Source organism: Sphingobium subterraneum, from assembly GCF_014199435.1.
Classification (GTDB): Bacteria; Pseudomonadota; Alphaproteobacteria; order Sphingomonadales; family Sphingomonadaceae; genus Sphingobium; species Sphingobium subterraneum.
In genome coordinates, this window is sequence record NZ_JACIJP010000003.1 from 248,689 (window position 1) to 274,524 (window position 25,836).

The 25,836-nt window shown below is 59.7% G+C and carries 29 protein-coding genes and 1 pseudogene; 14 read left to right on the plus strand and 16 right to left on the minus strand.

All coding sequences use genetic code 11. The features are described from left to right. Window positions 1-31 precede the first annotated feature (31 nt). A pseudogene (locus FHS92_RS11710) lies at window positions 32-664 on the minus strand (tyrosine-type recombinase/integrase). Between the two features lie 80 nt (window positions 665-744). Between FHS92_RS11710 and FHS92_RS11715 the strand changes: the two are divergent. Next, window positions 745-972, plus strand: coding sequence for an AbrB/MazE/SpoVT family DNA-binding domain-containing protein (locus tag FHS92_RS11715; RefSeq protein ID WP_184080802.1), 228 nt, complete (start codon window positions 745-747; stop codon window positions 970-972). A 1-nt stretch (window position 973) separates the two neighbouring features. Further along, entirely contained in the window at window positions 974-1,363 is a 390-nt protein-coding gene (locus FHS92_RS11720; protein ID WP_184080804.1) for a type II toxin-antitoxin system death-on-curing family toxin, read from the plus strand. A 52-nt stretch (window positions 1,364-1,415) separates the two neighbouring features. On the opposite strand, the gene FHS92_RS11725 is transcribed toward FHS92_RS11720, so the two are convergent. Further along, the gene (locus tag FHS92_RS11725; protein ID WP_184080806.1) at window positions 1,416-2,282 is read right to left on the minus strand and encodes a transporter; all 867 of its coding nucleotides are present in this window, start codon (window positions 2,280-2,282) and stop codon (window positions 1,416-1,418) included. Between the two features lie 125 nt (window positions 2,283-2,407). Here FHS92_RS11725 and FHS92_RS11730 point away from each other — a divergent pair, with 125 nt between their 5' ends. After that, entirely contained in the window at window positions 2,408-2,695 is a 288-nt protein-coding gene (locus tag FHS92_RS11730; protein ID WP_184080808.1) for a hypothetical protein, read from the plus strand. 106 nt (window positions 2,696-2,801) lie between these two features. Here FHS92_RS11730 and FHS92_RS11735 read toward each other — a convergent pair whose 3' ends face one another. Together FHS92_RS11735 and FHS92_RS11740 are read right to left on the minus strand one after the other, a co-directional pair. Then, entirely contained in the window at window positions 2,802-3,539 is a 738-nt protein-coding gene (locus FHS92_RS11735) for a hypothetical protein (RefSeq protein ID WP_184080810.1), read from the minus strand. A 4-nt stretch (window positions 3,540-3,543) separates the two neighbouring features. Further along, on the minus strand, window positions 3,544-4,071 hold the full coding sequence (locus FHS92_RS11740) for an RNA polymerase sigma factor (protein ID WP_184080812.1): 528 nt from the start codon (window positions 4,069-4,071) through the stop codon (window positions 3,544-3,546). A gap of 141 nt (window positions 4,072-4,212) precedes the next feature. Here FHS92_RS11740 and FHS92_RS11745 point away from each other — a divergent pair, with 141 nt between their 5' ends. Together FHS92_RS11745 and FHS92_RS18165 are read left to right on the plus strand one after the other, a co-directional pair. Continuing rightward, on the plus strand, window positions 4,213-5,694 hold the full coding sequence (locus FHS92_RS11745; RefSeq protein WP_246351949.1) for a S8 family serine peptidase: 1,482 nt from the start codon (window positions 4,213-4,215) through the stop codon (window positions 5,692-5,694). 141 nt (window positions 5,695-5,835) lie between these two features. Then, window positions 5,836-6,585 (plus strand): hypothetical protein, encoded by a 750-nt coding sequence (locus FHS92_RS18165; RefSeq protein WP_221231020.1) that lies wholly within the window; start codon window positions 5,836-5,838, stop codon window positions 6,583-6,585. 183 nt (window positions 6,586-6,768) lie between these two features. On the opposite strand, the gene FHS92_RS11755 is transcribed toward FHS92_RS18165, so the two are convergent. Continuing rightward, on the minus strand, window positions 6,769-7,584 hold the full coding sequence (locus FHS92_RS11755; protein WP_221231021.1) for an HNH endonuclease: 816 nt from the start codon (window positions 7,582-7,584) through the stop codon (window positions 6,769-6,771). A gap of 198 nt (window positions 7,585-7,782) precedes the next feature. Continuing rightward, on the minus strand, window positions 7,783-8,649 hold the full coding sequence (locus FHS92_RS11760) for an MBL fold metallo-hydrolase (protein ID WP_184080816.1): 867 nt from the start codon (window positions 8,647-8,649) through the stop codon (window positions 7,783-7,785). Between the two features lie 64 nt (window positions 8,650-8,713). Here FHS92_RS11760 and FHS92_RS11765 point away from each other — a divergent pair, with 64 nt between their 5' ends. The 4 genes from FHS92_RS11765 (at window position 8,714) to FHS92_RS11780 (ending at window position 12,574) form a co-directional block, all read left to right on the plus strand. Then, window positions 8,714-9,046 carry an ArsR/SmtB family transcription factor gene (locus FHS92_RS11765; RefSeq protein ID WP_184080818.1) on the plus strand — a complete coding sequence of 111 codons (333 nt, stop codon included), beginning with the start codon at window positions 8,714-8,716 and terminating at the stop codon, window positions 9,044-9,046. Then, a complete protein-coding gene (locus tag FHS92_RS11770) occupies window positions 9,043-9,573 on the plus strand; it encodes a rhodanese family protein (protein WP_184080820.1) in 531 nt (176 codons plus the stop codon). Before FHS92_RS11765 ends, FHS92_RS11770 begins: the two co-directional genes overlap by 4 nt. A gap of 1 nt (window position 9,574) precedes the next feature. Next, window positions 9,575-10,342 (plus strand): sulfite exporter TauE/SafE family protein, encoded by a 768-nt coding sequence (locus tag FHS92_RS11775; protein WP_184080822.1) that lies wholly within the window; start codon window positions 9,575-9,577, stop codon window positions 10,340-10,342. A 396-nt stretch (window positions 10,343-10,738) separates the two neighbouring features. Further along, window positions 10,739-12,574, plus strand: coding sequence for an ATP-dependent nuclease (locus tag FHS92_RS11780; protein ID WP_221231022.1), 1,836 nt, complete (start codon window positions 10,739-10,741; stop codon window positions 12,572-12,574). A gap of 354 nt (window positions 12,575-12,928) precedes the next feature. Here the strand turns inward: FHS92_RS11780 and FHS92_RS11785 are convergent, their stop codons facing one another. Both FHS92_RS11785 and FHS92_RS11790 read right to left on the minus strand, forming a co-directional pair. Beyond that, window positions 12,929-13,393 carry a DoxX family protein gene (locus tag FHS92_RS11785; RefSeq protein ID WP_184080826.1) on the minus strand — a complete coding sequence of 155 codons (465 nt, stop codon included), beginning with the start codon at window positions 13,391-13,393 and terminating at the stop codon, window positions 12,929-12,931. Between the two features lie 91 nt (window positions 13,394-13,484). Further along, window positions 13,485-13,748 carry a BufA1 family periplasmic bufferin-type metallophore gene (locus FHS92_RS11790; protein WP_184080828.1) on the minus strand — a complete coding sequence of 88 codons (264 nt, stop codon included), beginning with the start codon at window positions 13,746-13,748 and terminating at the stop codon, window positions 13,485-13,487. A 174-nt stretch (window positions 13,749-13,922) separates the two neighbouring features. Here FHS92_RS11790 and FHS92_RS11795 point away from each other — a divergent pair, with 174 nt between their 5' ends. From FHS92_RS11795 to FHS92_RS11815, 5 genes are all read left to right on the plus strand, one after another. Further along, window positions 13,923-14,459 carry a sigma-70 family RNA polymerase sigma factor gene (locus FHS92_RS11795; RefSeq protein WP_184080830.1) on the plus strand — a complete coding sequence of 179 codons (537 nt, stop codon included), beginning with the start codon at window positions 13,923-13,925 and terminating at the stop codon, window positions 14,457-14,459. Then, entirely contained in the window at window positions 14,460-15,101 is a 642-nt protein-coding gene (locus tag FHS92_RS11800; protein WP_184080832.1) for a DUF1109 domain-containing protein, read from the plus strand. Between the two features lie 85 nt (window positions 15,102-15,186). Continuing rightward, a complete protein-coding gene (gene bufA2 / locus FHS92_RS11805) occupies window positions 15,187-15,453 on the plus strand; it encodes a BufA2 family periplasmic bufferin-type metallophore (RefSeq protein ID WP_184080834.1) in 267 nt (88 codons plus the stop codon). Window positions 15,454-15,511: 58 nt separating this feature from the next. Further along, complete coding sequence (gene bufB, locus FHS92_RS11810) at window positions 15,512-16,324, plus strand: MNIO family bufferin maturase (protein ID WP_184080836.1); 813 nt, start codon at window positions 15,512-15,514, stop codon at window positions 16,322-16,324. Further along, window positions 16,321-17,067 carry an HvfC/BufC N-terminal domain-containing protein gene (locus FHS92_RS11815; protein WP_184080838.1) on the plus strand — a complete coding sequence of 249 codons (747 nt, stop codon included), beginning with the start codon at window positions 16,321-16,323 and terminating at the stop codon, window positions 17,065-17,067. The genes bufB and FHS92_RS11815 overlap by 4 nt, the downstream gene beginning before the upstream one ends. A 199-nt stretch (window positions 17,068-17,266) precedes the next feature. On the opposite strand, the gene FHS92_RS11820 is transcribed toward FHS92_RS11815, so the two are convergent. Genes FHS92_RS11820 through FHS92_RS11855 form a run of 8 tightly spaced genes read right to left on the minus strand, consistent with a single transcriptional unit; the run spans window position 17,267 to window position 25,786 of the window. Then, window positions 17,267-19,597 carry a TonB-dependent receptor domain-containing protein gene (locus FHS92_RS11820; RefSeq protein ID WP_184080840.1) on the minus strand — a complete coding sequence of 777 codons (2,331 nt, stop codon included), beginning with the start codon at window positions 19,595-19,597 and terminating at the stop codon, window positions 17,267-17,269. Next, window positions 19,557-20,489 carry a FecR family protein gene (locus FHS92_RS11825; RefSeq protein ID WP_246351950.1) on the minus strand — a complete coding sequence of 311 codons (933 nt, stop codon included), beginning with the start codon at window positions 20,487-20,489 and terminating at the stop codon, window positions 19,557-19,559. Before FHS92_RS11825 ends, FHS92_RS11820 begins: the two co-directional genes overlap by 41 nt. Next, complete coding sequence (locus FHS92_RS11830) at window positions 20,479-21,126, minus strand: RNA polymerase sigma factor (protein WP_184080842.1); 648 nt, start codon at window positions 21,124-21,126, stop codon at window positions 20,479-20,481. Before FHS92_RS11830 ends, FHS92_RS11825 begins: the two co-directional genes overlap by 11 nt. A gap of 9 nt (window positions 21,127-21,135) precedes the next feature. Further along, window positions 21,136-21,765, minus strand: coding sequence for a methyltransferase domain-containing protein (locus tag FHS92_RS11835; RefSeq protein ID WP_184080844.1), 630 nt, complete (start codon window positions 21,763-21,765; stop codon window positions 21,136-21,138). A gap of 11 nt (window positions 21,766-21,776) precedes the next feature. Then, window positions 21,777-22,424: a tetratricopeptide repeat protein gene (locus FHS92_RS11840; protein ID WP_184080846.1), complete on the minus strand. Its 648-nt coding sequence runs from the start codon at window positions 22,422-22,424 to the stop codon at window positions 21,777-21,779. A gap of 16 nt (window positions 22,425-22,440) precedes the next feature. Further along, on the minus strand, window positions 22,441-23,196 hold the full coding sequence (locus tag FHS92_RS11845; protein ID WP_184080848.1) for an SDR family NAD(P)-dependent oxidoreductase: 756 nt from the start codon (window positions 23,194-23,196) through the stop codon (window positions 22,441-22,443). Then, window positions 23,183-25,234 (minus strand): AMP-binding protein, encoded by a 2,052-nt coding sequence (locus FHS92_RS11850; protein WP_184080850.1) that lies wholly within the window; start codon window positions 25,232-25,234, stop codon window positions 23,183-23,185. The genes FHS92_RS11845 and FHS92_RS11850 overlap by 14 nt, the downstream gene beginning before the upstream one ends. Next, window positions 25,235-25,786 (minus strand): thermostable hemolysin, encoded by a 552-nt coding sequence (locus FHS92_RS11855; protein WP_184080852.1) that lies wholly within the window; start codon window positions 25,784-25,786, stop codon window positions 25,235-25,237. It abuts the gene before it with no gap. Between the last annotated feature and the right edge of the window lie 50 nt (window positions 25,787-25,836).

Genomic DNA, 25,836 nt, shown 5'->3' on the forward strand with positions numbered 1-25,836 from the left:
CCCCCGAGGTGTATGGAGACCGGAACCAAGCTTAGATTTCTGTTCGTTCGGACAGAGTCAGAGCATCGTCGATATCTACGCCGAGATAGCGGACGGTGTTTTCGATATTGGTGTGACCAAGCAGGATTTGCACAGCCCGCAGATTACCGGTCGCCTTGTAGATCAGCGCAGCCTTCGTCCGTCGCATCTAGTGCGTGCCATATTCGCGCTTGTCGAGACCGATCGTGGAAACCCACTCGTCGACAAGGCGCGCATATTGCCTTGTGCTCAAATGACCGCGATAATCGATCCGACTCGGAAACACGAAGTCGCGGATCGTTCCGCCGCGCCGATCAAGCCATGCTTTGAGGCTTTTGCGCGCCTCGGACATAATCTCGAACTGGACGGGGCGGCCCGTCTTTTGCTGGATGACGGTCGCACGATCACGAAATGATCCAGCGCTCATCAAATCGCCGATCCTGATTTTGACCAGGTCGCAGCCACGCAATTTGCTGTCGATGGCCAGATCGAACAGGGCACGATCCCGCAGGCGCTTATGTTCATCGAGATAGAAGCGGATCGCCCATATATCTCGCGGTTTCAGCGGCCGTTTTGGACCAACGTTTTTCCCTGCATTCCATGGAAGCCTTTCATGGATGGCGGGATCCAGATCTGAATGTCCCATAACACTTCTCCAATGACCGGAATGGTCGACCGGGAGAATAATGCTTTTGCGTTTCGTACGCGCCAGGTTATAACGCCTGTATGAACGCAAGCCTGAAAATCACCAAGATTGGCAATTCTGCCGGGGTCGTGCTGCCTAAGGAATTACTAGCCAAATTGCGCGCAGGTGTGGGCGATACTTTGTACGTCTCGGAAACGCCGGAGGGGATAAGGATTACGGCCGCCGATCCTGCGTTTGAGGCCAAGATGGCCTTGGCCGAGCAGATCATGCGCGAGGACAGGGATATATTGCGCGTTCTGGCCAAATAGGATGACCCAATCTGACGAACCGGTCTGGATCGAGACCAAGTTGGCGCTTGCCATCCACGACCGTCAGCTCGCGGAACATGGCGGCCCCATCGGCGTACGGGATGCGCCGGCGCTGAAATCGGCGCTCGCACGTCCGCGCAATCAGTGGGTCTATGGCGAATCCGATCTCTGCGCCCTTGCCGCCGCCTATGCCTATGGCATTTCACGCAACCACCCGTTCACGGACGGCAACAAGCGAACCGCATGGGTGCTTGCCCGCCTGTTCCTGAACTTGAACAATATCCCCATTGCGTTCGAGCCACAGGAGGCGATTCAGATGGTTGTATTGTCAGCCGACGGCGCGCTGGAAGAGAGCAACGGGGCGGACTGGTTCAGGCAACGGCGGGTCTGAGCGCAGGCGCATCAACCCGCCCCGCTTTCGGATGGGATAGATAGGCTTTCCGTCAGAAACGATAGCTGATGCTTGCACCGCCAGCGAAATCCGCACTCTGACTGTTAAGGCCAGTTATGGCATAGAGCGTCAGTCGCATGTTCTTGGTAAGACCTATACTGCCCCAGCCTGTAATTTCGCTGCTTGCCTTGTTGCCGGCGAACGCGGATTGCTGCCAGTCATAGTCCGCTCCAACATAAACGCCCTCGGAGGCATTCAGACTCGCGCCACCGCCCGTGCCCCAGGTTGATCGGATCGTTGATCCTTCCGGTTTGCCCGCAAATTTACGGCGGCCATGAACGTAGAGGCTGAAGTCGCCGATGTCCTTGACCAAATCACCCGACAGCGTGACATCGACCTTGCCGGTGCCCAGCCGCTTCTTGCGGGAAGCGGTTGGCAGTTTGACCTTGGCGCTGGGTTCAAGATAGAAATCTCCACCGAGATCGAGGCTGTAGGTCAGGCTGACGCTGGCATCGCCAATGCCGCTGCGCTTATTGTCTGTTAGGGTGAGCACATCGTCATCGATGACGCGATCGCCGTCTTCCAGCTCGACATTGCTCCCACCTGACCCTGATCCGCTGTTGCTACTCCCGCTGCCGCTGCCACTGCCGCCACGGCCATCTGGCGTGGCGATCAACGAGGCTGGACCGTCAATCTTTACCCAAGGCGCAGAAACGCGCATCTTCCAAGGCCCATTCTTATAAGTGAGGCTTACCGGTACTGCGAAGACTTTGGTCGCTTCGATGTCGCCATATTCACCCTCGGAATAGCTGACGCCTGTCGAGAGGGTTAAGCTGCCATCCTTGGCATTTGCGATGGCGGGAAGGCACGCCATGACGGCGACCGAGGCCAATGCAACCACATGTAGTTTCTGTTCCATGATTCCACCCCCGTGGATGATGATAAGCAATTTGCGGCAACACCCGCAAAGGCAAAATGCCAAGACAGCGCCAGCCGGGTTGCGATCCAGGCTGACGCTGCCCTGCGACCCGTCAGGACTTATTGGTGACCCGGCAGATCGTCCGCGCCGCGTCCGCGACCACGACCGCGATCGTCGCCGGGGGCGTCATCCGCACCGCGACCGCGACGGACATCGCCCGGAGCATCGTCAGCGCCACGTGCCTGACGGATATGACCAACCGGATCGTCGGCACCACGTCCCTGACGGACATGGCCGACGGGGTCGTCGCACCCACGGCACTGGCGAACATGGCCAGCCGGATCGTCAGCGCCGCGCCGGGCGACTGCGGAACCAGAGCTGGCGACAGTGGCGATTGCCGCTGTTGCAAATAGCGAAAGCTTGAGAAAATTCTGCATCGTCTTTCTCCCGAAATTATCCGTCCATCCTGCGGACAGTGCGATAACGGGAGGGGCAACGACTTATTCCCGATGGCTCAAATTAATGTGCCGTTTTCTTCCAGCCATTTGTAATGAGGCGCTTTTCTATTGCGCTGTTCAATGGATCGGAAGCTTGCAAGCGGCTGTAGGCGCTTTCGAGCACCGTCGGGTCGGCACCGGCGGCGGTTTCAATGCGTCCCCCGTCAGCGATTTTTACCGGGCCTTTCACTTGCGCCTCGACATTCCAGCCGCCCTCGGTACGGCAGGCGATGCCACTGCCCGCGTCCGCACCGCCCGAACGAACATATTCCCGACAATAGCGGCCATCGCCTGCCTGAAAGCTGAGCACCGGCATGATTTTCCGGCCGCCGGATAATTGGGCCACCGAGCGCGAAGGAAGTGTCTCCATCGCATCGGCAAATTGCCGATCCTCTTGCGGGCTTCCATCAAACTGGGTCAGGACCGCCAAAGTCAAAGCCGCTGCGATCGCGCCTCCAATGGGCCAGCGCCACCGCCTGAGCATCAGTTCATTCTCGTTGGCCGCTTTGCGTGCGCCAGGAAATGGATCGACATTATTCTGTTCGAGCGGCGTAAGACCCATGCGCGCCTTCAAGGCGTCGTCAGTACCTTGGCCCAACGGTTCCTTGAACGCATCGCGCAGCAGCGCGTCATTGCCGGCAAAACGCGCCACTGCGTCGGCAAGAGCCTGGTCGCGCTCCATCTCGGCCTCGAACACAGCCATTGCAGCATCGTCCATCTGACCATCGAGAAAGGCGGCGATCTTTTCATGTTGGTTCATCTGCTCAGTCATTGGCCGCAGTCCCATTCACATATGCATCAATAGCGCGCCGCGCCCGAGCGATCCGGCTCATTACCGTGCCCATGGGGATTTCCAGAATGTCAGAGGCTTCCTTGTAGCTTTTGCCGTCAAGAACCACGAGCGCCATCAGCAACCGCTGATCATCGGGCAGAGCATAAAGAGCGGCGCGCGCACGCGCCAGATCGGAACGCTGCTCGGTAATGTGAACACCATCGTCGCCGGTTATGGATAGTCCGGGGCTATCAACCTCGATCTCGGTTCCCCGCGTTTTCATTCTCCGCGTCTGATCGATAAAAATATTCTGCGCGATTCTGTACATCCAGCTATCCAGTCTAGTGCCTGCAATGAACTGATCGGCACGCGACAAAGCCCGTTCGATAGCGGCCTGACACAGATCGTCGCCATCGGCTTGCCCCTTGGCCAGCGCCATGCAAAAGCGCCTCAACCGGGGAAGCAAAGCAACAATCCCATTGTTCAGGTCGGCCGACTGTTTGTCTTGCCCCTTGTTCATCCCTCACCCCGGACTACGCATGACGCGGCACTTTATTCCCGCTGGGCAGCAGCTTTGCAAATTTCCTCATCACCCGGAATATCAGCCACGATTGCCCGTTGTCGTTACAAGGCGTAGTATTGATGACGATTCTGGATGGCGATGAAAGCAGTCTCTTATCATATCGGCAATGCGCTGGCGCTTGCTATTACCGCGGTCGTCGCGGGCGGCGGTGCGTTGACGTGGGCGAAAGACGATCCCGGCAGCGGCGGGGATGACAAGGCCCAGCGCGCAATCGAGCGTGCCGCGCGTGAGGCAGGGCGCGCGCAGGAGCGGGCCGACAAGGATGCAGCCCGCTATGCACAGGACCGAGCGAGGATAACCGAACGCGCCGATAAAGACCCGGTCAAGGCGGCAGAGGAGTTGACAAGGCTGGAGGCGGACCGGGCTAAAGACGAAGCAAAAGCCGCCGAGGACGCTGACAAGGTAGCGGCCGATTTCGAGGAGGAGCAGCGAAAGGCAGCAGAAGATGCGGCCCGTGATGCCCAGCGCGCGTCAGAAGGCGCTGATGATCGCGGTGAGAATTATGGCAGCAGCGCCGAAATGCATAACCTTGCCGAAAATGAAAGTCCGCAATTCGATCGCAGGGGCTTTCCGGTTCGTCATGGTGAGGTGGTCGGCCTAAACATGAAGCCCGAAAAGCTTTCAGAAGCGCAGCGGCAGGGTTTTCGCCTCATCGCCGAGGAGCATTTGCCTGCGTTGGGTACCCAACTGGTGCGCCTTGCCGCGCCGGATGGCGTAGAGGCGCAGGACGCGTTGCGCCGGGTGCGTCAGATCGATCCTGACGGCGTCTATGATTATGTGCATTTTTACGGCTTGCAGTATCAGCCTTCCGGAGGGTCTAGCGGTGTTGCCGGGACTGTGGTGCTTCCGCGAAAAAGCGAGAAGCTCACCATCGGTATGATCGACACCGGTGTAGTGGGCCATCCGTCGCTAAAAGGCGCGTCGATCAAGACCAGGGACTTTGCATCCGGACAGGGCACTCCTCCCGTCGATCACGGTACCGCCATCGCTTCGATCCTGGTTAGCGAGGGATCAAGCAGTCTTTACGTGGCCAATATATTTCGCGGCGGAGAGACGGGCGCCCCCTATACTTCCGCCGAAGCCGTCGTGAAGGCGCTGGAATGGATGGTGGCCAGCCACGTGCCAGTCGTCAATATCAGCTTAGCCGGACCGCGGAACGCCGTACTGGACGCGCTTATCCAACGCGCATCGGGAACGGGAATGGCTATTGTCGCTGCTGCAGGAAATGGCGGTCCAACGGCTCCGCCCGCTTATCCCGCAGCGCTGCGTCCCGTCGTTGCGGTGACGGCTGTCGATCGGAATATGCATATCTATCGCTATGCCAATCAGGGCCGCTACATTACCGTCGCAGCGCGCGGTGTGGGCGAGCCAGCGGCGCAGGCCAAGGGCGGCATCGGGCAGTTTTCTGGCACCAGCTTCGCCACGCCCCATATTGCTGCATGGATGGCGCGCTGCATGAAATCCGGCGCCGACGATTGCTCCGCAAAGTTGAGGCGCAATGCCCACGATCTGGGTGATCCTGGCTATGACACTGTCTACGGCTTTGGTTATGTGCCGTAGCGCCTCTCGCTGACATTGCGGACATTGAGCGTCGCTTTTAGGCTGCCTAATACCAGTCGCTCATTCAGGAGAATGGAAGTATCCCTATCTTGGTCAACGCCTTGCTCTTCAAATTGCGTCAGCGTCATCTAGATTGAACTGATGTCGCAAGATCTACCCCAACCCAATCGTGGTGCCCTCGCTGAAGCTTCCAAGGCCGATCCACGCATCTTGCGGAGATACAGGGACGAGGTTTTAGCCGTCATCAATACGCCGGTTCGAAATCTGTGGACGGGGATTGAGAGTAAGGCTCACCGTACGATCTTCGCCTTTCCATCGCCAGCGAGGGCGGCGAGTTGTAGTCAAAGCGAGCTAGCGGCTTGTCTTTATCTGCCCAACTTAGCGGCCCCAACAGCATCCGAGGTATGCCACGAGTTGCTCCATATCCAACGCTATTGGATTGAGGGAGTGCCACAGTTAGACGCGATTGATCGCGCCGAAAACAAAGTCGCCATCTCAAACCACATCGAGAATATTGTTGAACATTCAGTGATTGTTCCTCGGCAGGCAAATTATGGTGGCTCACGAAACGATGACGATCTTGCTGACGCCAAGTTCTTTTCTGGGATGACATTCAACGACGCCTTTGGATTGGAATTGCAGGCGCTCTCGGGGGCCATGATGCTTGAGAGGTTGCCCCATGGCGAAGCGCGGCAGTGTGTAAAGGCGACGCTCAAGCGGCTTGGCAAACTAAACCTCCGCAGCTTAGCGCGGCAAATCTTCACCATCGCGCCGAGCAACAAGAAGCTGGCGACGAAGAAGATACTTCAACATCTCCAAATTCCGTTGAACGAGCTTCAATGGCTCAATTTCGATCCTATTCAAGGTCAGTGCAGGAAAGAGCCTTTGTAACGCGCTCGTTGCTCCGTATCAGGCCGGTGATTCATGATTGCGGCAACCATCCGCTGCGCTCTTCGTAAAATCGGTGGACCGCCGTCGCCAACAAATTGGCCGTTCGCGAGCCCCAATCATTCCGTCGATATCTGCCCTACGTTCACGCCGAACCAATGACGGTAACTCAGTCGCAGTGCGCACTCAGGCCAGGCGTTGATCGATGAAGCAGTGGTTGTTGTGCCAATCGAGAAAAGCCGGATCAGGATCGAACCGGATCGCGGGCCGTAATGATACTTGCTCAAACTGCTGAAAATAGTCCCTTGTCTCGCGGCTTTGGCTTTCCCGCAGATGTCGCGAGACGTGGATACGGCCACTCCGATCAACGGTAATTAACCCGCGATCGAAGGCACGGTCGAGCGTAGCGGACAGAAGAAGGCCGTTGGCCGGATTATGCCGGTTCGCTTCGTCTTTGCCCCAAGGCTTGATGTGACTGGCCGTCAGTAGGCGCGGCTCGGCGATGCCAGTGATGCAGCAGGTTTCTTCATAGTTGGCCAATACCGCTCGGCGGAAGAAGTCCTGGCCGACCCGTTGATTGACCAGAGCCTGGGCTGTCGATGCGCCTTGGTAGGGCTCAAACCGGAACTCAGAGGCTTTGTCCTCGAGCCAGTTATGAGGCGGCGCGAATTCATCCTGGTCGACCTGCACGGTCCACATTCTCTCTGCGCGGGCGACGAGGCCGCTCCAATTCCGACCGAACTCAGCAAAGGTCGCGCGGTCCAGTAGCGATGCTCCGGCCAAGCCCTTGCGCCCGCTCTCAGTTATCTTCGGGTCCAAGCTGGCAAAGTTGCATAACTTCATCGCGACCGAGCTACTCGATCGGCCAAGCGCCGCAGCAAGCTGTTGGATTTCCGGATTTCCAGAATGCAGCTTACCGAACGGGAGTTGGAAATAGAGGTAAAGAGCGAGGATTGTTTCCTCCTCGCTCCACCGTCTCCGCATGCCGCCTGCATCACCCATAAAAACCTTGTGGGCGAGGCGGGCTGAGCACGCAAGAGCCGCTATGTTGTAGTTCGCCTCGGGCCGGGAACTCCGCCCAAAAGCCGTCATCCGCGGCCTCACATGGGCGCATCGAAACCGGCCGCTCGTTCATCAAACGAATTCGACGCCCCCGCAAGGAGTCGAATGAGCAACGGGCCGGAGCTAAATGCACTGTGTTCAGATGGAGTTGACTGGCAGGCGCAGATACACATGTCCATTCGCGGTCGGCGGCGGGAGCGCTCCGGCGCGGATGTTGACCTGCAATGACGGGAGAATGAGCAGCGGCGCTTCGAGCTGCGCGTCGCGGGCCCGGCGCATCGCAACGAACTCGCCTTTACTGACGCCCTTGTTAATATGGACGTTGCCTGCATTCTGCTCGGCAACGCTCGTTTCCCAGCGGAAATCATGGCGTCCCTCGGGAAGATAATCATGGCCGACGAACATCCGCGTATCGCCCGGAAGGGCAAGTATCTTGCGGATCGAGCGATAGAGGACTTCCGCGCTGCCTCCCGGAAAATCGCTGCGTGCGGTGCCATAGTCGGGCATGAACAGCGTATCCCCTACGAACGCAGCGTCGCCGATAAGGTAGGTGACACACGCAGGCGTATGACCCGGCGTATGTAGGACGCGGATTTCGAATTCACCCAGCGGCAGTGTGTCGCCGTCATTAACAAGCCGATCGAACTGGCTGCCGTCTGCCGCGACGTCTTCGGCCTCGAACAGCGAGGTAAACACCTTTTGGACGTCGGTGATGTGCGCCCCGATCACTACCGGCGCGCCCGTTCTATCACGCAGATAATGCGATGCCGAAAGATGATCGGCATGCGCATGTGTTTCAAGCAGCCATTTCAGCTTCAGCCCCTTGGTGTGGACGTAGCCCAGCAGCTTGTCAGCTGACTTGGTCGAGGTCCGCGCATTGCGCGAGCTGAAATCCAGCACCGGATCGATGATTGCGGCTTGGAGGGTAGCGGGGTCGTGGACGACATAGCTCACGGTAAAGGTGGCGGGATCGAAGTAAGCTTCGACATGGGGCTGGGCGGGCATAGGTGATCTCCTTTGACTTTATATTAGGTATTGCTAATTTAGAATCAATAGATATATTATCCTCATGTTCGATCTAACCCGCTTTGACCTCCGCCTGTTTGAAGACAGTGCCGGGCGCGCCGCCGCATTGTTGCGCCTGTTAGGCAATGAAAAGCGCCTCATGATCCTATGTCAGCTCGTCGATGGTGAGCTGTCGGTGGGGGCGTTGCAGGCGCGTATCGGCCTGTCGCAATCGGCGCTATCACAGCATCTCGCCCTGCTGCGAGAGCAAGGCCTCGTCGCCACACGGCGGGAAAGCCAGACCGTCTATTATCGCATAGCTGACGCAGCGGCGTTGCGGGTGATCGAGACATTGGCGGAGCTTTTCTGCCCGCCGGAACTGAGGAACCAATCATGACTGCCATACTTCACAAACTCTCGCCGCAGGACGTGCAGGGCCGCCTTGCAACGGGCCGCGCAGTGCTGGTCGATATCCGCGAGCCGGACGAATTCGCCCGGGCCCATATCCCTTCGGCGCTGTCCCAACCGCTTTCCGTGCTGGAGCGGGCGCACCTCACGGTTGATCCCGGCACCGATGTGATTTTCACCTGCCGCACCGGCATGCGGACGGCGGGGGCGTGCGACCGGCTCGCCGCGCGGGTCGAAGGCGAAGCTTATGTGCTCGACGGCGGACTGGAGGCCTGGGCAAAGGCTGGTCTACCGATCGAGCAAAACCGCAGAGCACCGCTGGAGATCAACCGGCAGGTGCAGATGACCGCAGGCTTGCTGATCCTCACAGGTGTCGCCCTTGGCTTTGCGGTTGCGCCCGCGTGGTTCGGCCTATCGGCATTCGTCGGCGCGGGCCTCACCTTCGCGGGCGTGACAGGGACATGCGGCATGGCGCGGCTTCTTATGCTCGCACCGTGGAACCGCGCCCGTGCCTGATATGGACTTGGAGGTCCTCTTGTTGGCGGCAGCAGGCGGCGCCTTGGTCGGATTTCTGCTGACGCTGTTTGGTGGCGGTGGATCCGTTCTGGCGACGCCGTGGTTGATTTATGTGGTGGGCCTCGCTGACACGCATGTCGCGATAGGCACTTCGGCGGCAGCGGTTGCAGTGAACGCCGCCGCCGGTCTCGTGGCACAGGGGCGGGCCGGCAAGGTCAAATGGCCCTGCGCCACGGTGTTCGCTCTAGGCGGTCTGTCAGGCGCACTCATCGGAGCCCATATCGCGAAGCAGATTGACGGGCACGCGCTGCTGTCCTGGTTCGCCTTTGCGATGATCGTGGTGGCCCTCTCGATGCTGGTTCCCCGTCGCAGCGAAGGCGATCCCGGGGTACATCTGACCCCCGCACTCGTGCTCAAGCTTGCGCCGGTAGGGCTCTTCACAGGTCTCGCCGCCGGGTTCTTCGGGATTGGTGGCGGGTTCCTCATCGCGCCGGGCCTTATGGCCTCGACCGGCATGACGCTGGCGAATGCAGGCGCCTCTTCGCTTGTATCGGTGGCATTGTTCGGCTCTGCAACGAGCGCCTCTTACGCAGCCTCCGGGCTGGTGTCGTGGACACTGTTCGGCGCGCTGGTGCTGGGCGGAATTGCCGGTACTTTTGGCGCGATGCCGGTATCCCGAGGGCTCGCAGGGCAGCCTCGCGTGGCGCGTTCGCTATTCGCCCTGTTAGTGATCTGTGTCGCAGCGTACATCCTGTTGTCCGGTCGGTAAACGCTGGGACGGAATGAAGCGCCAACACACCGGTCATTCCCAGGCCCAAATCGAACCGTCGGAACCTGCCTTACGTTCACACGCTGCCGACGGCGATGAATTGCCGACTGCAGCCAAACCGCTTCCGAAATCAAATCGCAAAACAGCGACGTCAAAGTGGAGGGACGGGATGGCAAGGTTCCTGTTGATCGACCTAGGTAGTTTAGATCGGATTGCGCCGCATCCAACAATCCTCGACCTCAAAGCGAATTAGATACTGTTGCCTCAGTTGTTCTTTAGGCTACCAGTGCGATAGGGTTTGTTCGAGGTGATCGCTAATCGGCGCCATCTCCTAGAACTGGAATTTAATGGCACCGTCGGTGTGATTTTGGCGGAAGCTGGGCGGGGAAGCGTCGAATGCCAAAAATCAGATCAATACTAATAAGAAATTTCCGATCAATCCGCAGTTTGGAGTTTAATGCGACCGATTTAACCACGATCGTTGGCGACAACGATAGCGGCAAGTCAAACATCCTCCGTGCCCTAAATCTCTTTTTTAATCGGGAGACTGATCCAGGCATACAGCTGGATTTCGACAACGATTTTAACAAGTATGTTGCCCTCAATAAGCAGGCTCCACAGATAGATGTCGAAATAACGTTGGAGTTACCCGAAGGCTATCACGAAATGAACGGACATCGAGTTCGCTGGCGGAAATCGTGGCGGCGCGAAGGGCTGGTCAAAGAGCGCGACTGGATCGGACTTCGATCTGAAGGGATACGGCGTGGGCGCGAACGCTTCGCGGAAGTTTTCATCGAACCTCGCTCGCGCCTACCGGCACTCCTATCTCGGATTGAGTTTGAGTATGTACCGGCCATTCGCGGAGCAGACTTTATTCGACGAATGAGAGGTCGCATTTATCGCGTAATTGCTGACGTCGCTGAGGAAGGCTTTCGATTGCGCAGTGGGGATTTCGAGCAAGCGATTGGCGAGCAGGTCGAACCCCTAATGGCAAGCCTTCTCCAAGACATGTCTGAAAGTGCTAGTCTGAAGCTGCCGAACGATTTGAGCGAAGTTTTCGAGCAATTGGATTTTCTGAGCGGGGAGAAGGCCATCTCTCTGAACAGTCGCGGCGATGGCATTAAGGGGCGATATGTTCCCCATATTCTCAAATTTATTGCAGAAAAGAAGCAGCAACTTTATGGTCGCGGCGCTCAACCATATACGTTCATTTGGGCATATGAGGAGCCTGAAAATAATCTTGAATTCCGTAGAGCCCAGGAACTCGCCAATTTCTTCTACGAGATTGCCTCGGATCAGCTGACCCAAGTGCTTGTTACTACGCACTCTCCAATATTCTTTAATCTAAAGAATGATCATCCCGACCTATGCACCACGGCATTTGTCACTCGGCTTGATGAAGAGAGCGGAACGGTCGCACAAAGTGATCTATCCACATTGGAGGCGCTCGATGAACGTATGGGCGTAATGACTATCATCGCTCCGCATATTCGCAATGCGGCCGCAGAAATCATGATGCTGCGGGATCAATCGGTTCATCTTCAGGAACAGCTGGATCAACATAACATCCAGCTTCTGCCGTCGATTTTCGTAGAAGGCGTCACGGACCACATCGTTTTACAGCGAGTGATTGATCTCTATTTCCCAAAAGTTCGAGATCGGATCTGCATGCTGCCGCCTCCCGTTCGGGCTGGAGCGGGGTATGTCTCCAATATGCTCCAATCATGGGAGTTCAAAACACGTACCTGCACGATCGCAGATCGACGGCGTGCCCATGGATTCCTCGACTGTGATGACGCCGGCATGAGGGAGCATGATAAGCTGAAAAAGCTGAAGGCGAAGCACGTAGATGTTACCGTTCTTACTGCTCCTGAACATCTGAATCCTGCAATACAAGCCGGCTTTAAGGTGCCAATTTGTCTCGAAGAGCAGTATCCCGTAGCATGGTGGGCCGAGGCACTTGGCCGGGGGTGGTTATGTGAGCGTGAGCCAACACAATACCTTACAAATGAAAACCTCAACCGGCTGGCCCGGCGAGACGTGAGCTTGGACGATTTGTTTGGGGATGCCGACTGGAAAGTTGTAGTCACTCATTGCGTGAATGAGGCCAATAAAACTGATTGGGCAACATGGGTCTCACAACTCGGCGAGGATGAATTTCGAGAGGGCACTGAGCCGCTGGCAACCGCCATGCTAGGCGCTTTGACGCGGATGGGTGTTGTTGAAAACTGACAGGGTCCTGAGCGATACGGTGCCAGCATGGAGCCTTATGTTCTCGATCTGGACGCGTACCCCGAAGTCTCGACGTGGTTCTGTATCGGCTTTCAGATTACGCATTTCTACGGCTAATCAGCCTCCTAGTCGCGCAGAAGCAGCCAGGTGCCGCTGACATAGCGGTCGTTCCCGGTGTTGAAAGCATTTGTTGAAACCTGCCCTTTGTTAATGCGTCGCCAACATCTATTCGACCACATTCAAAGGCAATATAGTTTCAGATCCAGGGGCACAGAGAACCAGCCGGTCGCGGACCCTCATAGGGAGATGGTTCATGGAAGACGCGCCATAATCCCAAGCGCTGAGCCGCTAAATCTAGGCCAATTCAGCTCCACGATCGCGGCTGCGGCCGAGTAAATAATCGAGGCAAAAAATGCCTCCACCCTTTGCGAGCAGGGGCAGCATTAGACCCGCCCAGCTCAGATGCGTTGGCCATGCATCGGGATAGACAAAGATCTGTATCACCAGTGTCATGCCGAGCAGGCCGAGGGCCGCCCCACGCGTACACAGGCCGAGCACCAGCAGGATAGAGAAGAGATGTTCTGAGATGGCGGCGGCATAGGCAGCGATATGGGGCGGTATCAATGGCAATGCGTATTCGGTCGCGAACAGATCAAACGTGCCGTCGGTGATGCTGAACCACCCCTCCACCTTGGCGCGGCCGGAGAGAAAGAATACCGCTGCTGCGCCGAAACGCGCGACCAGCAGCAACAGTGAATCCGGTAGCAAGCGACCCGCAAGGTCCGCCGCGCCGGAATACAGCGATGTCAGTGTCTTCATCCACCCACGCTCCATGTGTTGTGTTGGGAAGAAATGGCCCGGACGTGGGGGCATTGTCGTCCGGGCCGAGGCAATGGGTCGCGTCTGCCCGTCAGGCGCGCGGCGTGAGCGATCCCATACCCTTGGGGGTCTTGATCTTCGTGCAGGTGCCAATCTTCACGGCTTTCCAGGCGTTACCCTGATAATCCTTGACTGAGGTGCCCGCGCAGCTTGTACCCGCACCCGCCTTGCAGTCATTCTTGCCGGCCAGCGACACGCCGTAGCATTTTTCGGTCTTGGGCGCGTCGGCGGCGCTGGCGGCGGACGTGAGGGTGAAGGCGAGCGCAGCAGCGGCCGCAGGGTGTGTGAAGTTCATGGTAATGCTCCTGTCATCGGGAATGGGTCTCGTGTCACGGGTCATGATCCGGCCCGGTTGACGAGGAGCAATTCGGTGATGGCTGATCTGTGGTTACAGAATTTATTTTTCTCATCTCGCCGGACGAAGTGTAACCATTTGGCAATCGCAAACGAACCGTAAGTGGGAGCACGAATGCGGGCCAGCGAAACACAGCTAAAGGCATGGATGATCGGCGGGCTGAACGGCGACGCGACCGATCAGGCGCGCCTGCTGCGCGCGCTCGTCCCCCTATTGGGAGCCTTTTACCGGCGGCGCATGCAGGAGCGACAGGGCGACATTGACGACCTCATCCAGGAGACGCTGATCGCTGTGCACACCCGCCGCGCCACCTATGACCGGGAGCGGCTGTTCAGCGGCTGGCTGTTCGCCATTGCCCGGTACAAGATGATCGACCATTTCCGCAAAGAGGGCCGCACCTGTACGATGGAGGGGCTGGAAGACATCCTTGTCTCCGAAGGTTTTGAGGATGCGAGCGGCGCCCGCATGGATGTCGACCGGCTGCTGGGCCAACTGCCGGAAAAGCAGGCGGAGGCCATCCGCGCTACTCGGCTTGATGGTCTGAGCACATCCGAAGCCGCCACACGGGCAAAAATCGGGGAATCGGACGTAAAAATATCGGTGCATCGCGGCCTGAAAGCGCTGGCGGCCCGCATAAGAGGCGAAGTGTAAATGGATACAGACCAACTGATCGAGGCCTTGGCCAAGGATGTGGCGCCCGTGCACCGCCATGCGGTTGGACAACGCCTTGTTGCCGGATTGGCCGTCGGCGTACTCGGCACTTTGCTTTTAATTTGTCTGTGGCTTGGCTTCAATCCGCAACTCGATGTCGCGATGCGCCACTATTCGTTCTGGATGAAGTGGGGGTATACCCTGTCGCTCGGCGTCTGTGCGGTGGTGGCGACAATGCGGTTGGCGCGACCCGATGGCGGAAAGCTGGGCTGGCTATGGGTCATGGCGCTCCCCGTGGGTTCTCTCGCGGCCATCGGCATTGTCGAGATGAGCCGGGTGCCGCCCGGGCAATGGCTCGCCATGTGGCTGGGGACGAGCTGGAGCGTCTGCTCATCCATCGTTTTCCTGCTGTCGCTGCCGATCTTCGGCGGTCTGCTTTGGTCCTTCCGTCGTCTTGCACCCACGCGCCTTCGCGCTGCCGGAGCGACCGCAGGGCTGACGGCGGGTGCATGGGCGGCAACGCTCTATTGCCTTCACTGCCCGGAAGTGTCCGCCATCTTCGTCCTGACATGGTATACGCTGGGGATCGGCCTTGCCGCGCTGCTGGGCGCCATAATTGGTCCACGCCTGATGCGCTGGTAATTTTTCCGGGCGCTGTAACTATCTTCCCGATGCTCCCGAATAACAGATGCCGCACCCGGCATATGCATTTTTCAGGAGACCCATTATGACAACGCTCAATTCCGGTATCAGCTTTGCCGCCACCGCCGCGATCATTGCCGTTGCCGCCGCCGCAGCGGTGACCCCGGCTGTTGCTGAAGATGGAGCCAAGCAGATCCATTGCTATGGCGTCAACACCTGCAAGGGCACGTCGGACTGCAAGACCGCGCACAATGACTGCAAGGGCATGAACGAGTGTAAGGGGCATGGGTTCAAGGCCATGACAGTGAAGCAATGCAAAGCCGCTGGAGGCAGCCTGACCGAACCGAAATAAGTCTTGTCTCGTGCCGTTGTCCGTATGGGCAGCGGCACGCTCTGCCCGGAGCCCTTTCATGCACTCTTTCGGTCTTGGCCTGCGCAAACCGCACTACACTGAATTTCTGGGAACAGAGGTTCCGGTCGATTTCGTCGAGGTCATTTCAGAAAACTTCATGATTGATGGCGGACGCCCGCGGGATATTTTGCGTCAGGTGCGGGAACGCTACCCGGTGGCTCTGCATGGCGTTTCGATGTCGATCGGTTCCGCACAGGGTCTGGATCGCGGTTATCTCGCGCGGTTGCGGGCGCTCGTGGGCGAGATCGAACCGCTGTTCGTATCCGACCATTTAAGCTGGTCAAGCACGCCGGGTTTCAATTCTCATGACTTGTTGCCGCTACCCTATACTGCTGAGGCACTGTCGATAGTGTGCGCCAACATTGGCCAGGCGCAGGACGCTCTGAGCCGCAATATGCTGATCGAAAACCCATCCAGCTACGTCAGCTTCGCACAATCCGAGATGACCGAATGGGAGTTCCTTCGCGCTGTCAGCGACCGCACCGGCTGCGACCTTCTGCTCGACGTCAACAATATCTACGTCAGCGCAGTCAATCACGGGTTCGATCCCGTCGCATATGTCGCGGGGCTGCCTTTGGATCGCGTGCGACAGGTCCATCTCGCCGGGCACAGTCAGGGCGAAAATCTCTTGATCGACACCCATGACAAGCCGGTGCCTGCTCCTGTCTGGTCGCTGTTCGCCCATGTCATCGAGCGGGCCGGACCTGTAGCCGTGATGATTGAGAGGGATGACAATATCCCACCGCTCACTGACCTGCTGGCCGAATTGGTCATGGCGCGGGCGCTGTTACCCCGTAAGGTGGCGGCATGAGCCTTCTCGTGCTCCAGAGCGATTTTCGTGCGTGGCTGGAAACCGGCTCGGCACAAGCCTCTTCCGCCTTCGCGCCAGAGGCGCAGCCCGGGCTTCTGGTCTACCAAAACAATTATCGCGCATCGCTCATGGCCTGTCTGGAGGAAAGCTTCCCCCGGACCTTGGCGTGGATAGGCGGTCGAGCGTTTCGGTCCGTCGCCGCCACGCTCATCGATGCCCGACCGCCGGACAGCTGGTCGCTCGATCATTATGCCGCGCATTTTCCTGTGGCTCTGGCGAAAGCGCTGCCGGACGATCCCGAAGTGGCGGAGCTGGCGACGCTAGAGCAGGCGCTTACCGAAGCGTTTGTTGGACCGGATGCCGTCGCGCTCACCGCCGATGATCTTTCTCACATCAACTGGGACACCGCCGTGCTGCGCCTCGTTCCCACCGCGCGAATGCTGACCGTCACCACCAATGCAGCGGCAATCTGGTCGGCACTTGCATCGGATCAAAATCCTCCAGCCGCCGCTGCCCTGACAACACCCGCGCAGTTGCTCATCTGGCGTGCGGAATACACATCTTGCTTTCGCGCGCTGGATCGGATCGAGGACGAACTGATGGGCGACATGGACAATGGCATAGCGTTTGTTGACGTCTGCCGCCGACTGATCTCGGCGTTAGGCCACGCAGAGGGGATAATGACTGCGGGCAATTGGCTCGGCCGTTGGACAACAGATGGACTGCTGATTAACATCGCTTAGGTCATGAATTAACGAGATACAGCAAGACAGCACTGCAATTTCTTCGCGAACAACGCCAACATAGCGGCCATACCACGTCTCTATTAATCTAGTTAATAGCTGCCGTTAATAGCAGGAAGAAGCTGCTCCATTCGGGAAGTATCGGTGTTGCTTCAAAGTCGGTGCGTTATGATTTGTGCATCGATCCCTTCGTCCGTCATCAGAAATGGCAGGCGAGGGTGAGGGACAGCTCGCGGGGTTGCTGCGGAATATACTGGCTCATCGTGGCGGCGCGCAGAGTATTGCCGAAGGCGAAGCTGTCGTCATGGCCGTTCTGGATGTTCTCTGCAACGATCCCCCACGTCCACCCGTGAAGGTCAAAATGGACTTCGATACGGCTATCCAGCACGCGACCCATCGGGCGGTCAAGCGCGGGATCAAAACTGAGGCGGGCAGGGCCGAGATAGCGCAGTCCGAATTTAACCGCGCCTGTTGTGTTCGTCACACGGAACGTTTTTTCCATGGATCCCCGGATGGTATATTGGGGAATGACGGGCAATCTCCGGTCTCGCAGTTCCGTTCCCAGATTATTGCGAACCAGCCGAGCGTCCTGAACGGTTGCGCCCGCGGTGAATTTCCAACCATTGCCAAGCGGCTGATCGACGGCCCCCTCCAGCCCGATGATCTGCGCACGCCCGGCGTTGCGGGTTCGCGTAATCCCGTTGGGCAGCAATTCGTCGGATTGCATGTCGTCCCACCACGTAAAATAGCTGCTGATGTCGACCACCCGACCGCCACTGCTCAGCTGACGCCATCCCGCTTCCAGCGTCGCCAGCTCGTCTCCCGCGAAGTGCTTTGGCTGCCTCCCGCTGTTGTTTTCCAGTCCGCCTTGGCGCGATGCTGACCCATAGCGCACAAACAGCAGGTTGTCCGATCCGGGATGCCACGAAAGTGCGATGCTCGGAGTCAGGCCCGTCTTGCGCAACTCGCCCGCGTCGGTTGCCCCACCGGTTGCCCGGCTATCGCTGATAACCCCACGAAACAGGCGCGCGCCCGCTTCGATGTCCAGCGAGGAACCAACCGGGACGGTGATGTCCGCGAACACCGCGCTGTCCGATGCAACCCTGCGGCTGTTTTCAATTGCTAGTTGAGTGGTCGAGATGCCAACAAGGGTGCGTTCCACATGCTGTCGTGCTTGAATATGCGACACGCCGATCAGCCAGCTGGCAAGGCCCCAATGGCCGGCCAGATGCGCCTCACTATCCCACAGCCTATACCGGCGCGTGTCGATCAACAGCGCAGGATCGAGCAGACCAAAACTGTCCGCGCCGATCGTCGCGTCAAGGCTGTCGCGCACCTCGTGCCAGGTCACACCACTTGCAAGTACCAGATCGGCAGCCCCCACGCGTCCCGCTATGCGCGAGGAAAAATGGCTCAGATCATTGTCGTGTGGTTCTTGCTGTTGCGCGGGACGGGTTCGTGCGCCTGAAGCATAGACATATTGGCTATCCTTGGCTTCGAGCAACTGGAACTGTCCGGTCAGGTCGGCGCGCCAGCCTCCGGATGTCTCCACGCCCAGCGCCATGCGGCCACCAAGCAGCCCCAGCCTGTTCGTATTCCGGCGCGGGCCGGTATCGATCCACCCTGGTTCCTGCGCGAAGTAGACCACCGTCCTCAGCGCCGCGCGGGACGCGAGCAACGGGATGTTGGCGACCGCTGTCCCGGAATAGCCAGTGCCGCCGCCCGAAACCGTGCTCACCCCGGCTGATGCCGTGGCGCTGGTCTCGTCGATCACCGCACGGTGCGTGACGATATGATAGACCCCACCCAACGCGCCGGAACCGTAGAGCGAACCTTGTGGCCCTTTAAGCAGTTCCACCCGCTCGATATCGACCAGCCGCAGGTCAGGGTCCGGTGCGGAATAGGTGAGGCGAGTGTCGTCGAGCATGATCGCTACGGTCGACTGACTGTCGCCATTGAACGGGCTGTCGGCGACGCCGCGCAGAAACATGCGGTTGCGCCCGGGCCCCAACGCCGTCATTGCAAGCCCCTCGGTTGCTTCCGCCACACCAGCGGTTCCGGTGCCGGGATCGCGCCCTTGCAGAGTACCGATCTGAACGATGGAAAGGGCTCGGGGCAGGCGGAGTAGGGCGATGTCGCGTTTGGTCGCGGTTACGATAATCGGGGCAGGGTCGATAATTTCTGACACCGCAGACTGGAGGGCTGGCGCCATCCATTTGTCTGACAGAGGTTTGGCGATCATCCGCTCGATCCGCCAGGCCGTGGGGCCGACATGGCGGGCGGCAAGGCCGGATCCGGCCAGCATGCGGCTCAGAGCATCACCCACTGTGATATGCCCATGGACGGTGTTTGCCCGCGTCAGTGGCAAGCTGCCCTCAGTCCCAATGGATATGCCGGTTTCGCGCGAGAGTTCCGCAAGGGCGGCCAGCAATGGCTGGGCGGGAACGTCAATGTCGATACGCGGTGGACGGGGTGTTTGGGCGAAACCGTCAGTGAGCGCGATCGACGAGGCGATAATGCCCAGCGTCACGCGCCAGCTCCAGCCCCATAAGCTGGGAAAGATCTCGAAGCGCCGCCTGCCCATTCCCGATTACCAGGGTCCCCGAAAAACGCCGCCCCTGCAAGGTGTCCGGCACAACAAGATTGACCCCCGCATAGCGCTCCAAATCCGCCGCGACCAGCCGCAACGACGTATCCTGATAGCTTAACCGGCCTTTCTGCCAGCCGCCAATGTCGGATGTATCGGCGGTGCGGATGAGCACGCGCCCTCCTGCCCCTTCGTATGACAGTGTGCCGCCCTTGCCCACGACCGATGGCTCGCCGAACACATTGGCAAATTTCACGCTCACCTGCCCGTCGGCAACGCCGATGCGGACCGCCTGACCGCTACTCTGGACGTCGAAGACTGTACCGATATCGCTGATCTCCGCTGGACCGGCGCTGATTGACAGTGAACGGCCCGGATCATGGCGAATGGAGAAATACGCGCCGCCGGAGAGGGCGATACGTTCACCGTCCTTGCCGGAAACGGTCAATCGGCTGTGGGGTGCCATCGCCACGCTGGATCCATCGGCCAGTGTGACCGTCCGCCCGGTTGTACCGGTAGAATAAATCTGGTCGTCATCCCGCAAAAGCGATGGCAAGGTGAGGCCGGCGACGAGCGAGGCCGCCAGCGCACCCGCGGCCCAGCCGCGCCAGCGGGTTGTAGGTGCGGCAACCGGCGCGGCAGGCTCGGTTACAGTACCCAACACTTTGCGATGTTCGTCGAACAGGCTGCCGGCCAGCGCTAGCTCGTCATAGGCGGCACGGTGACGGGGGTCCGCTTCGAGCCATGCGGTAAAGCCGTCCCAGTCCATGGCGTCATCCGTGCTGGCGACGTGCCAGGTGGCGGCCTGATCTATGATGCTGTCCTCACCGTTCATGACCGTTTTCCGTTTCCGGTGTTCCCCCTGCTTCATCGGTACGTACCTGAGACGCCACCGACACGAACCATCCGCAGTCCGCCAGCGATGCGCGCAAATTTTTCATGGCGACGGCGAGATGCTTTTCCACCCCGCTTCTGCTGATGCCCATGATGTTAGCGACCTCGGCATGGCCCAGTCCTTCAAACCGGTGCAATCTCAACGCGCGCTGTGCGCCGGTCGGTAGCGCTGAGACGGCGTCACGGACCAATGCCTCCTCCTGCTCCCGGGCCAGTGCCTCATCCTGCCGAAGGGAGGGATCCGCACGGTTTGCGGGATGGATGTCCTCGCCGTCGTCGGCGCTCAGCCATTGCCGGTCGCGCGCCATTGCCCTTTGCCGCGCCCTTGCGCTATCCAACACCAGATTGTTGGCCATACGGAACAGATAGGCGCGGCCATTGGCGATGGGGCCGCTGGCGTGCCGGTCCAGCTTGATCCATAATTCCTGGATCAGATCGTCGGCCTGGGTGGAATCGCCGCAACGCGCCCTCAAAAAGCGGATGATTTCTGCGCGATGCAGCTCGAAGAGTGCGGCGAGGCCACCCCCCTTCCCGGGCGCGTCCGTATCTTCCGCTGGTCGGTTGGGCGTGCCGTTCATCGTCCGTGATTATGCCCTCGCCAGCGCGAACAGGCCAGCGACTTTATGTGCGATCTCGTGGACTTCTACATGAATGTGGGTGGGATCAAAGCCGCCTTGCACCAGTAGGGCTGTCAGCTCCCGCTGATCGAACAGGCGGTGAGTGCCCTTGCTCGTGAAGGACCAGCCAGCCATCGATCGGCGATGAGTAACATAGGCGACCAACCGTCCACCGGGCCGCAACACGCGCCGCAGGTCCGTCACCATCGCGCCATCGTCGCCACAGAAATAGAAGACATTGAGCGCAAGCGCAGCGTCGTAGCTGTTCGACACGAAAGGCAAGTGCCCGATCTCGCCGACCGCCAGTTCACAGAGACTTGTTTTGCCCAGCGCCTTCATGCGTGCTCGGGCTCGGCGTATCATGGTGGCCGAGCGATCTACACCCGTCACATGGCAACGTCCTTTCCGTAACATCTGCGCCATCGTGGCCCCAGTTCCGCAACCGGCGTCAAGGACCCGCTCGCCGTCACGAGCATTGAGAATGCCAACGGCCAGCCGGCTTGGCTTGCGGTTCGCCGCATCCATGACCGACCCGACGAGGCTGCCGAACAGGCCGTCCGGATGGGCAAGCTGCTCGCCTATGTTACGCGCCCAATCCACGGGTGGTTTGCTCAGCGCAGCTTGGCGAGCAGCGCCTGTATTTCGTGGCGTCGACCGGCGTCCCATACTGGGCGGTCGGGATCATGCGGCGCCTGCAATGCCTTTTGCAGCGCCGCGCGCGCGCCGGTGACATCGCCTTGATCGGACAGAAAGTCGCCCCAAAAATAATTGGTGTCGAGACCATCGGGGTCGAGTGCCAGCGCCTGTTGCAGCAGTTGGCGCGCACGGTTCTTGTCGCCAAAGCCAATGGGCGATCCCGGAACCTTGTAGTAGAGCACCGCAAGGCTCATTGCTGCGCCGCCATTCGCCACGCGCGGATCGATCTGATAGGCATGCGCCAGAACATCCCGCGCGCGTGTCGCCAGCCCCAGTTTATGAAAAAAATTGGCCCGGTTCGCCTCCTCACTGAGGACGATACCCTGCCACAACAAGGGCTCGGCCTGATTGGGATAGCGGGCGACGACCACCGCAGCGACCTTGTCGAGCCGGGCGAGCGCGGCGGCTTGATGGCTGGAACCGTTCATCTGATAGGAAATGAGTGCCCAACTGTCATTCACCGCCTTCACGTCCTCTGCTAATCCCGCGAAGGCCGGGGCGGGAAGTGCCACACACAAGCCGGCCAAGACGGCTGCGGTTAGCGGGCGAAGCTGCTCTTTCATTTCATCTCTCCGATAGTCAGGAAAATTCGGCGTTCACGCGCCGGATCTGCGGGGCAATGCCCCGGTCGATGACGCCTGGCGCCAGCGTGTTTAGCCCGGTATAGATTCTTTCCATCCAGCCAATGGTAACGGTGCTGCGGCGCGCGAGGATTGCGCGAACAATGCAGCGAGCGACCTGTTCGGGCTCATCCGCTTTCATCCCGGTGATGTCCAGAAAGCGGTTGACGCGCGCGCTGTTGAACGGTGTTCGCGCGGCGCGTGGACTGATATGGGTGACGGCAATCCCGGTCCCGGCCAGTTCGCGGCGCAGCGCATGGCTCAGGCCTGCCAACCCCGCCTTGCTGCTTGAATAAGCGGCGAACCACGGGTAGGGGATCGCGCCCAGAGCGGAACCGATGTTGACGATTTGCCCGCTGCCCCGCGCACGCATGGGGCCGACAACGGCGCGGGCAATGACCGACGGAGCCAACAGGTTGACCCGATAGCACAGCGCCAACGCGGACACATCCTGGGCTTCGTGCAGGCCAAAGCTCATCACTCCGGCCATGTTGATAACGATATCCGGCACATCATTGGCCAGACGGTCCATCAGCAAAGTCAGCGCGCTTTCATCCGACAGATCGGCGATCAAGCTGTCATGGCAGGCTGGACTTGAGATACGATCGATACCGGTGACATGGGCGCCGTGTTCCCGCAGCATCCGCGCGACCGGCGTGCCCAATCCACCCGCTGCGCCGGTGAGCACGACATGTTTGCCATCAAGCCGGGACATGGGCAGCCTCCAGAGAAACTGACGCAAACACCGCGCCATAAAGGGAGAAAATATCCTTCGCCATCTGGACGATTGCGGCGCGATCGGCAGGGTCGGAGAGGCCATTCACCAACTGGGCGAAGAAGCGCATATGGTCCTGATCGAGCGTGCCGTGCGATGTGAGATAGGTAAAGGCTTCCGGCGGCAGACTAAGATGCTGCGCCACCGCTGACGCTCCGCGTGAAGCCAGCGCCACACTCACACTTTCCAACACATAGACCATGCCGAAGAATGCGATCGCGTTGCCCGCAGTAATCTGCGCATAGGCATGATCGACCATTGCCCGGGTCGGTTCGGCGGGGGCACTGTGGCGCACGGCCTCCGCATCCCCGCCCGCCATGGCAATGTCGGACAAGATCCACTCCTCATGCCCGGTTTCCTCCGCGACATATTCGTCAAGCGCGGCCGCAAGATCGGACCGGTGAGCAAGGCCAGCACGTGCGGCTTGCAGCAGCGGCACGGTATGGCGAACATGATGATAGGCCTGGGCGAGGTAGGCGAGATAGCCATTCCGGTCGATCGTGCCTTTGAGGCCCGCTTGAATCTGTCGGATCTGCAGAAAGCGCAACCGCTCGCGTGTCGTTGCCGCTTCCAGTTCCAGAAAAAAGGTAGGCTCGCCCGAGAGCCACGCCTGCGCAATCGCTCCTCGGCGCAAACGACCATTGCCGGTCAGCATTCCATTGGCAGGCGTGAAATGTGCCACCTCACGCCATGCGCCAATGGAGGCATAGGGCGGCAACAGCGCATTCGCGGCCGTTACGGCGGCGGCCAAATCGGCGTCAGGGAAGGCGGGTGTCAACAAGGCTTCGGGCATTGGTCTGCCGTCGCCATGCACCATTGCCTGTTCGATCCCGGGTTGCGCCAGCAGCGCCTCCTCGACCCATTCGGGGGAGATGTTACGGCCAAAGCTCGTGACGATCATGGTCGACTTGCGTCCTTCGATCCACAAGCGGCCCTGCGAATCGATACGGCCGATATCACCGGTCGCGAACGGCCCTGCGTCACGCAGCGCACCCACCGTACCGAGGCATACCGGTCCATCGAGCATCACTTCCCCATCAACTGCTATGGATGCGTGCATGTGGGAGAGGGGGCGACCGACACTGCCTGGGGCAGCATCATCTGCGTCCTCAAGCGAGACGACCGAGGCGCACTCCGTCAGCCCATACCCCTGCCGCACCGGCAATCCGACCGCGCGGGCGCGATCGAGCAGTGAGCGCGGCGTGCGGGCACCGCCCACCGCAACGATGGTGAGTGTGGGCAGCCGTGTCCCCTGAGCCTCCATATGACTGACCAGCCCGGCCAAATATTCGGGCACGATGATGAGCGATGTGACATTCCATTCCGTGATGGCCCGTACCATCGCGGGAACATCGGGACGGAACGGATCAGCCATACCGACCATCGCTTGGGGCGGGCACAGATAGGTGCCACCTGCAAGCAGGGTAGCGAACATTCCCGCCACTGTCTCCAGCAATATGCCCGGTGGCAATAGCGCGAGATGCCGCCCGGCATGGTCCTGCCCGACCACATCGACAACCGCCGCGGCGACTTCCATCATATGCGCTGCCGACAGGCACACGCCCTTGGGCGTCCCGCTGGACCCGGACGTAAAAGTGATCCGCGCGGTGCCAGTCGGCAGCGCGATCGGCACCGCGTCGCATGGCGCAAAACTGTCGGGATCGGCGGAGCGATACAGCGCCTGCGCCCCGCATGTTTCAATCGCGTGGCGAAGCTGATCAGTGGTGAAGAAGGACGGCAGCGAAAGCACGGGGGTTGAGGCTTCAAGCAAGGCCAGCTCCAGCAGAAGCTCTGTGATGCCATGGTCAGTCTGCATCGCAACCGGGCGCCCCGCGTCATGGCGGGTGATCAGGCGCTCAGCCAAACCCTCGACCGCTACTGCCAGCGCACCATAGGTCAGGGGCGGGGTCGAAACCGGATCAACGGCAATGCGGTCCGGCGCTGTGGTAGCATGGTCCCTGAGTGTCCCGAGCAACATTCAGGCAACCTTGCGCAGCGAACGGCGGCCTAGGAACGTGGCAAGCGCTTGTTGCCCTTGCGTGATTACGCCCATGCACACGCGCGGGTCACGGGAGTAATAGGCTCCCCACTCGGCCGTGTCCTCCCCCAGACGCTCCGGCAGCGCAAGAGCGAGCTCCATGATGGGCACGCCGATCCGCACAAACATGCCGCGCAGGGGCGTCGTCAGGGTCGCCACCGCGATTTCGCTGGACCCGCCCAGATCATTGGCGGCTGCACCCCATAGAGCAATCATCGCCATGGCATTTTCAGCAGCGAGATTGCCGATCTCGACAATCTGTCCGCGCGCGACATCCCGACCCAGAGCGGCGCTGACCCGTGTTTCGATGCTTGTGTCGAGATAGCGTTCGAGGAATAGCGGCGCAGTGTCGGCGCGGCGATACCCCAGTGCGGCACTGCACCGCCGGTCTTTGCCCGCCGTCATATATGTACTGAAGCCCGGCGCGGGGGCGGCACCGAACACCTCTTGATAGCGACGCTGGATCAATGGTCTGCTCACGGCTTCTAACATGCGGTGCTCCCAGGTTACACAGGCAAGACGCCGCGCCGCGCCGCTTTCCG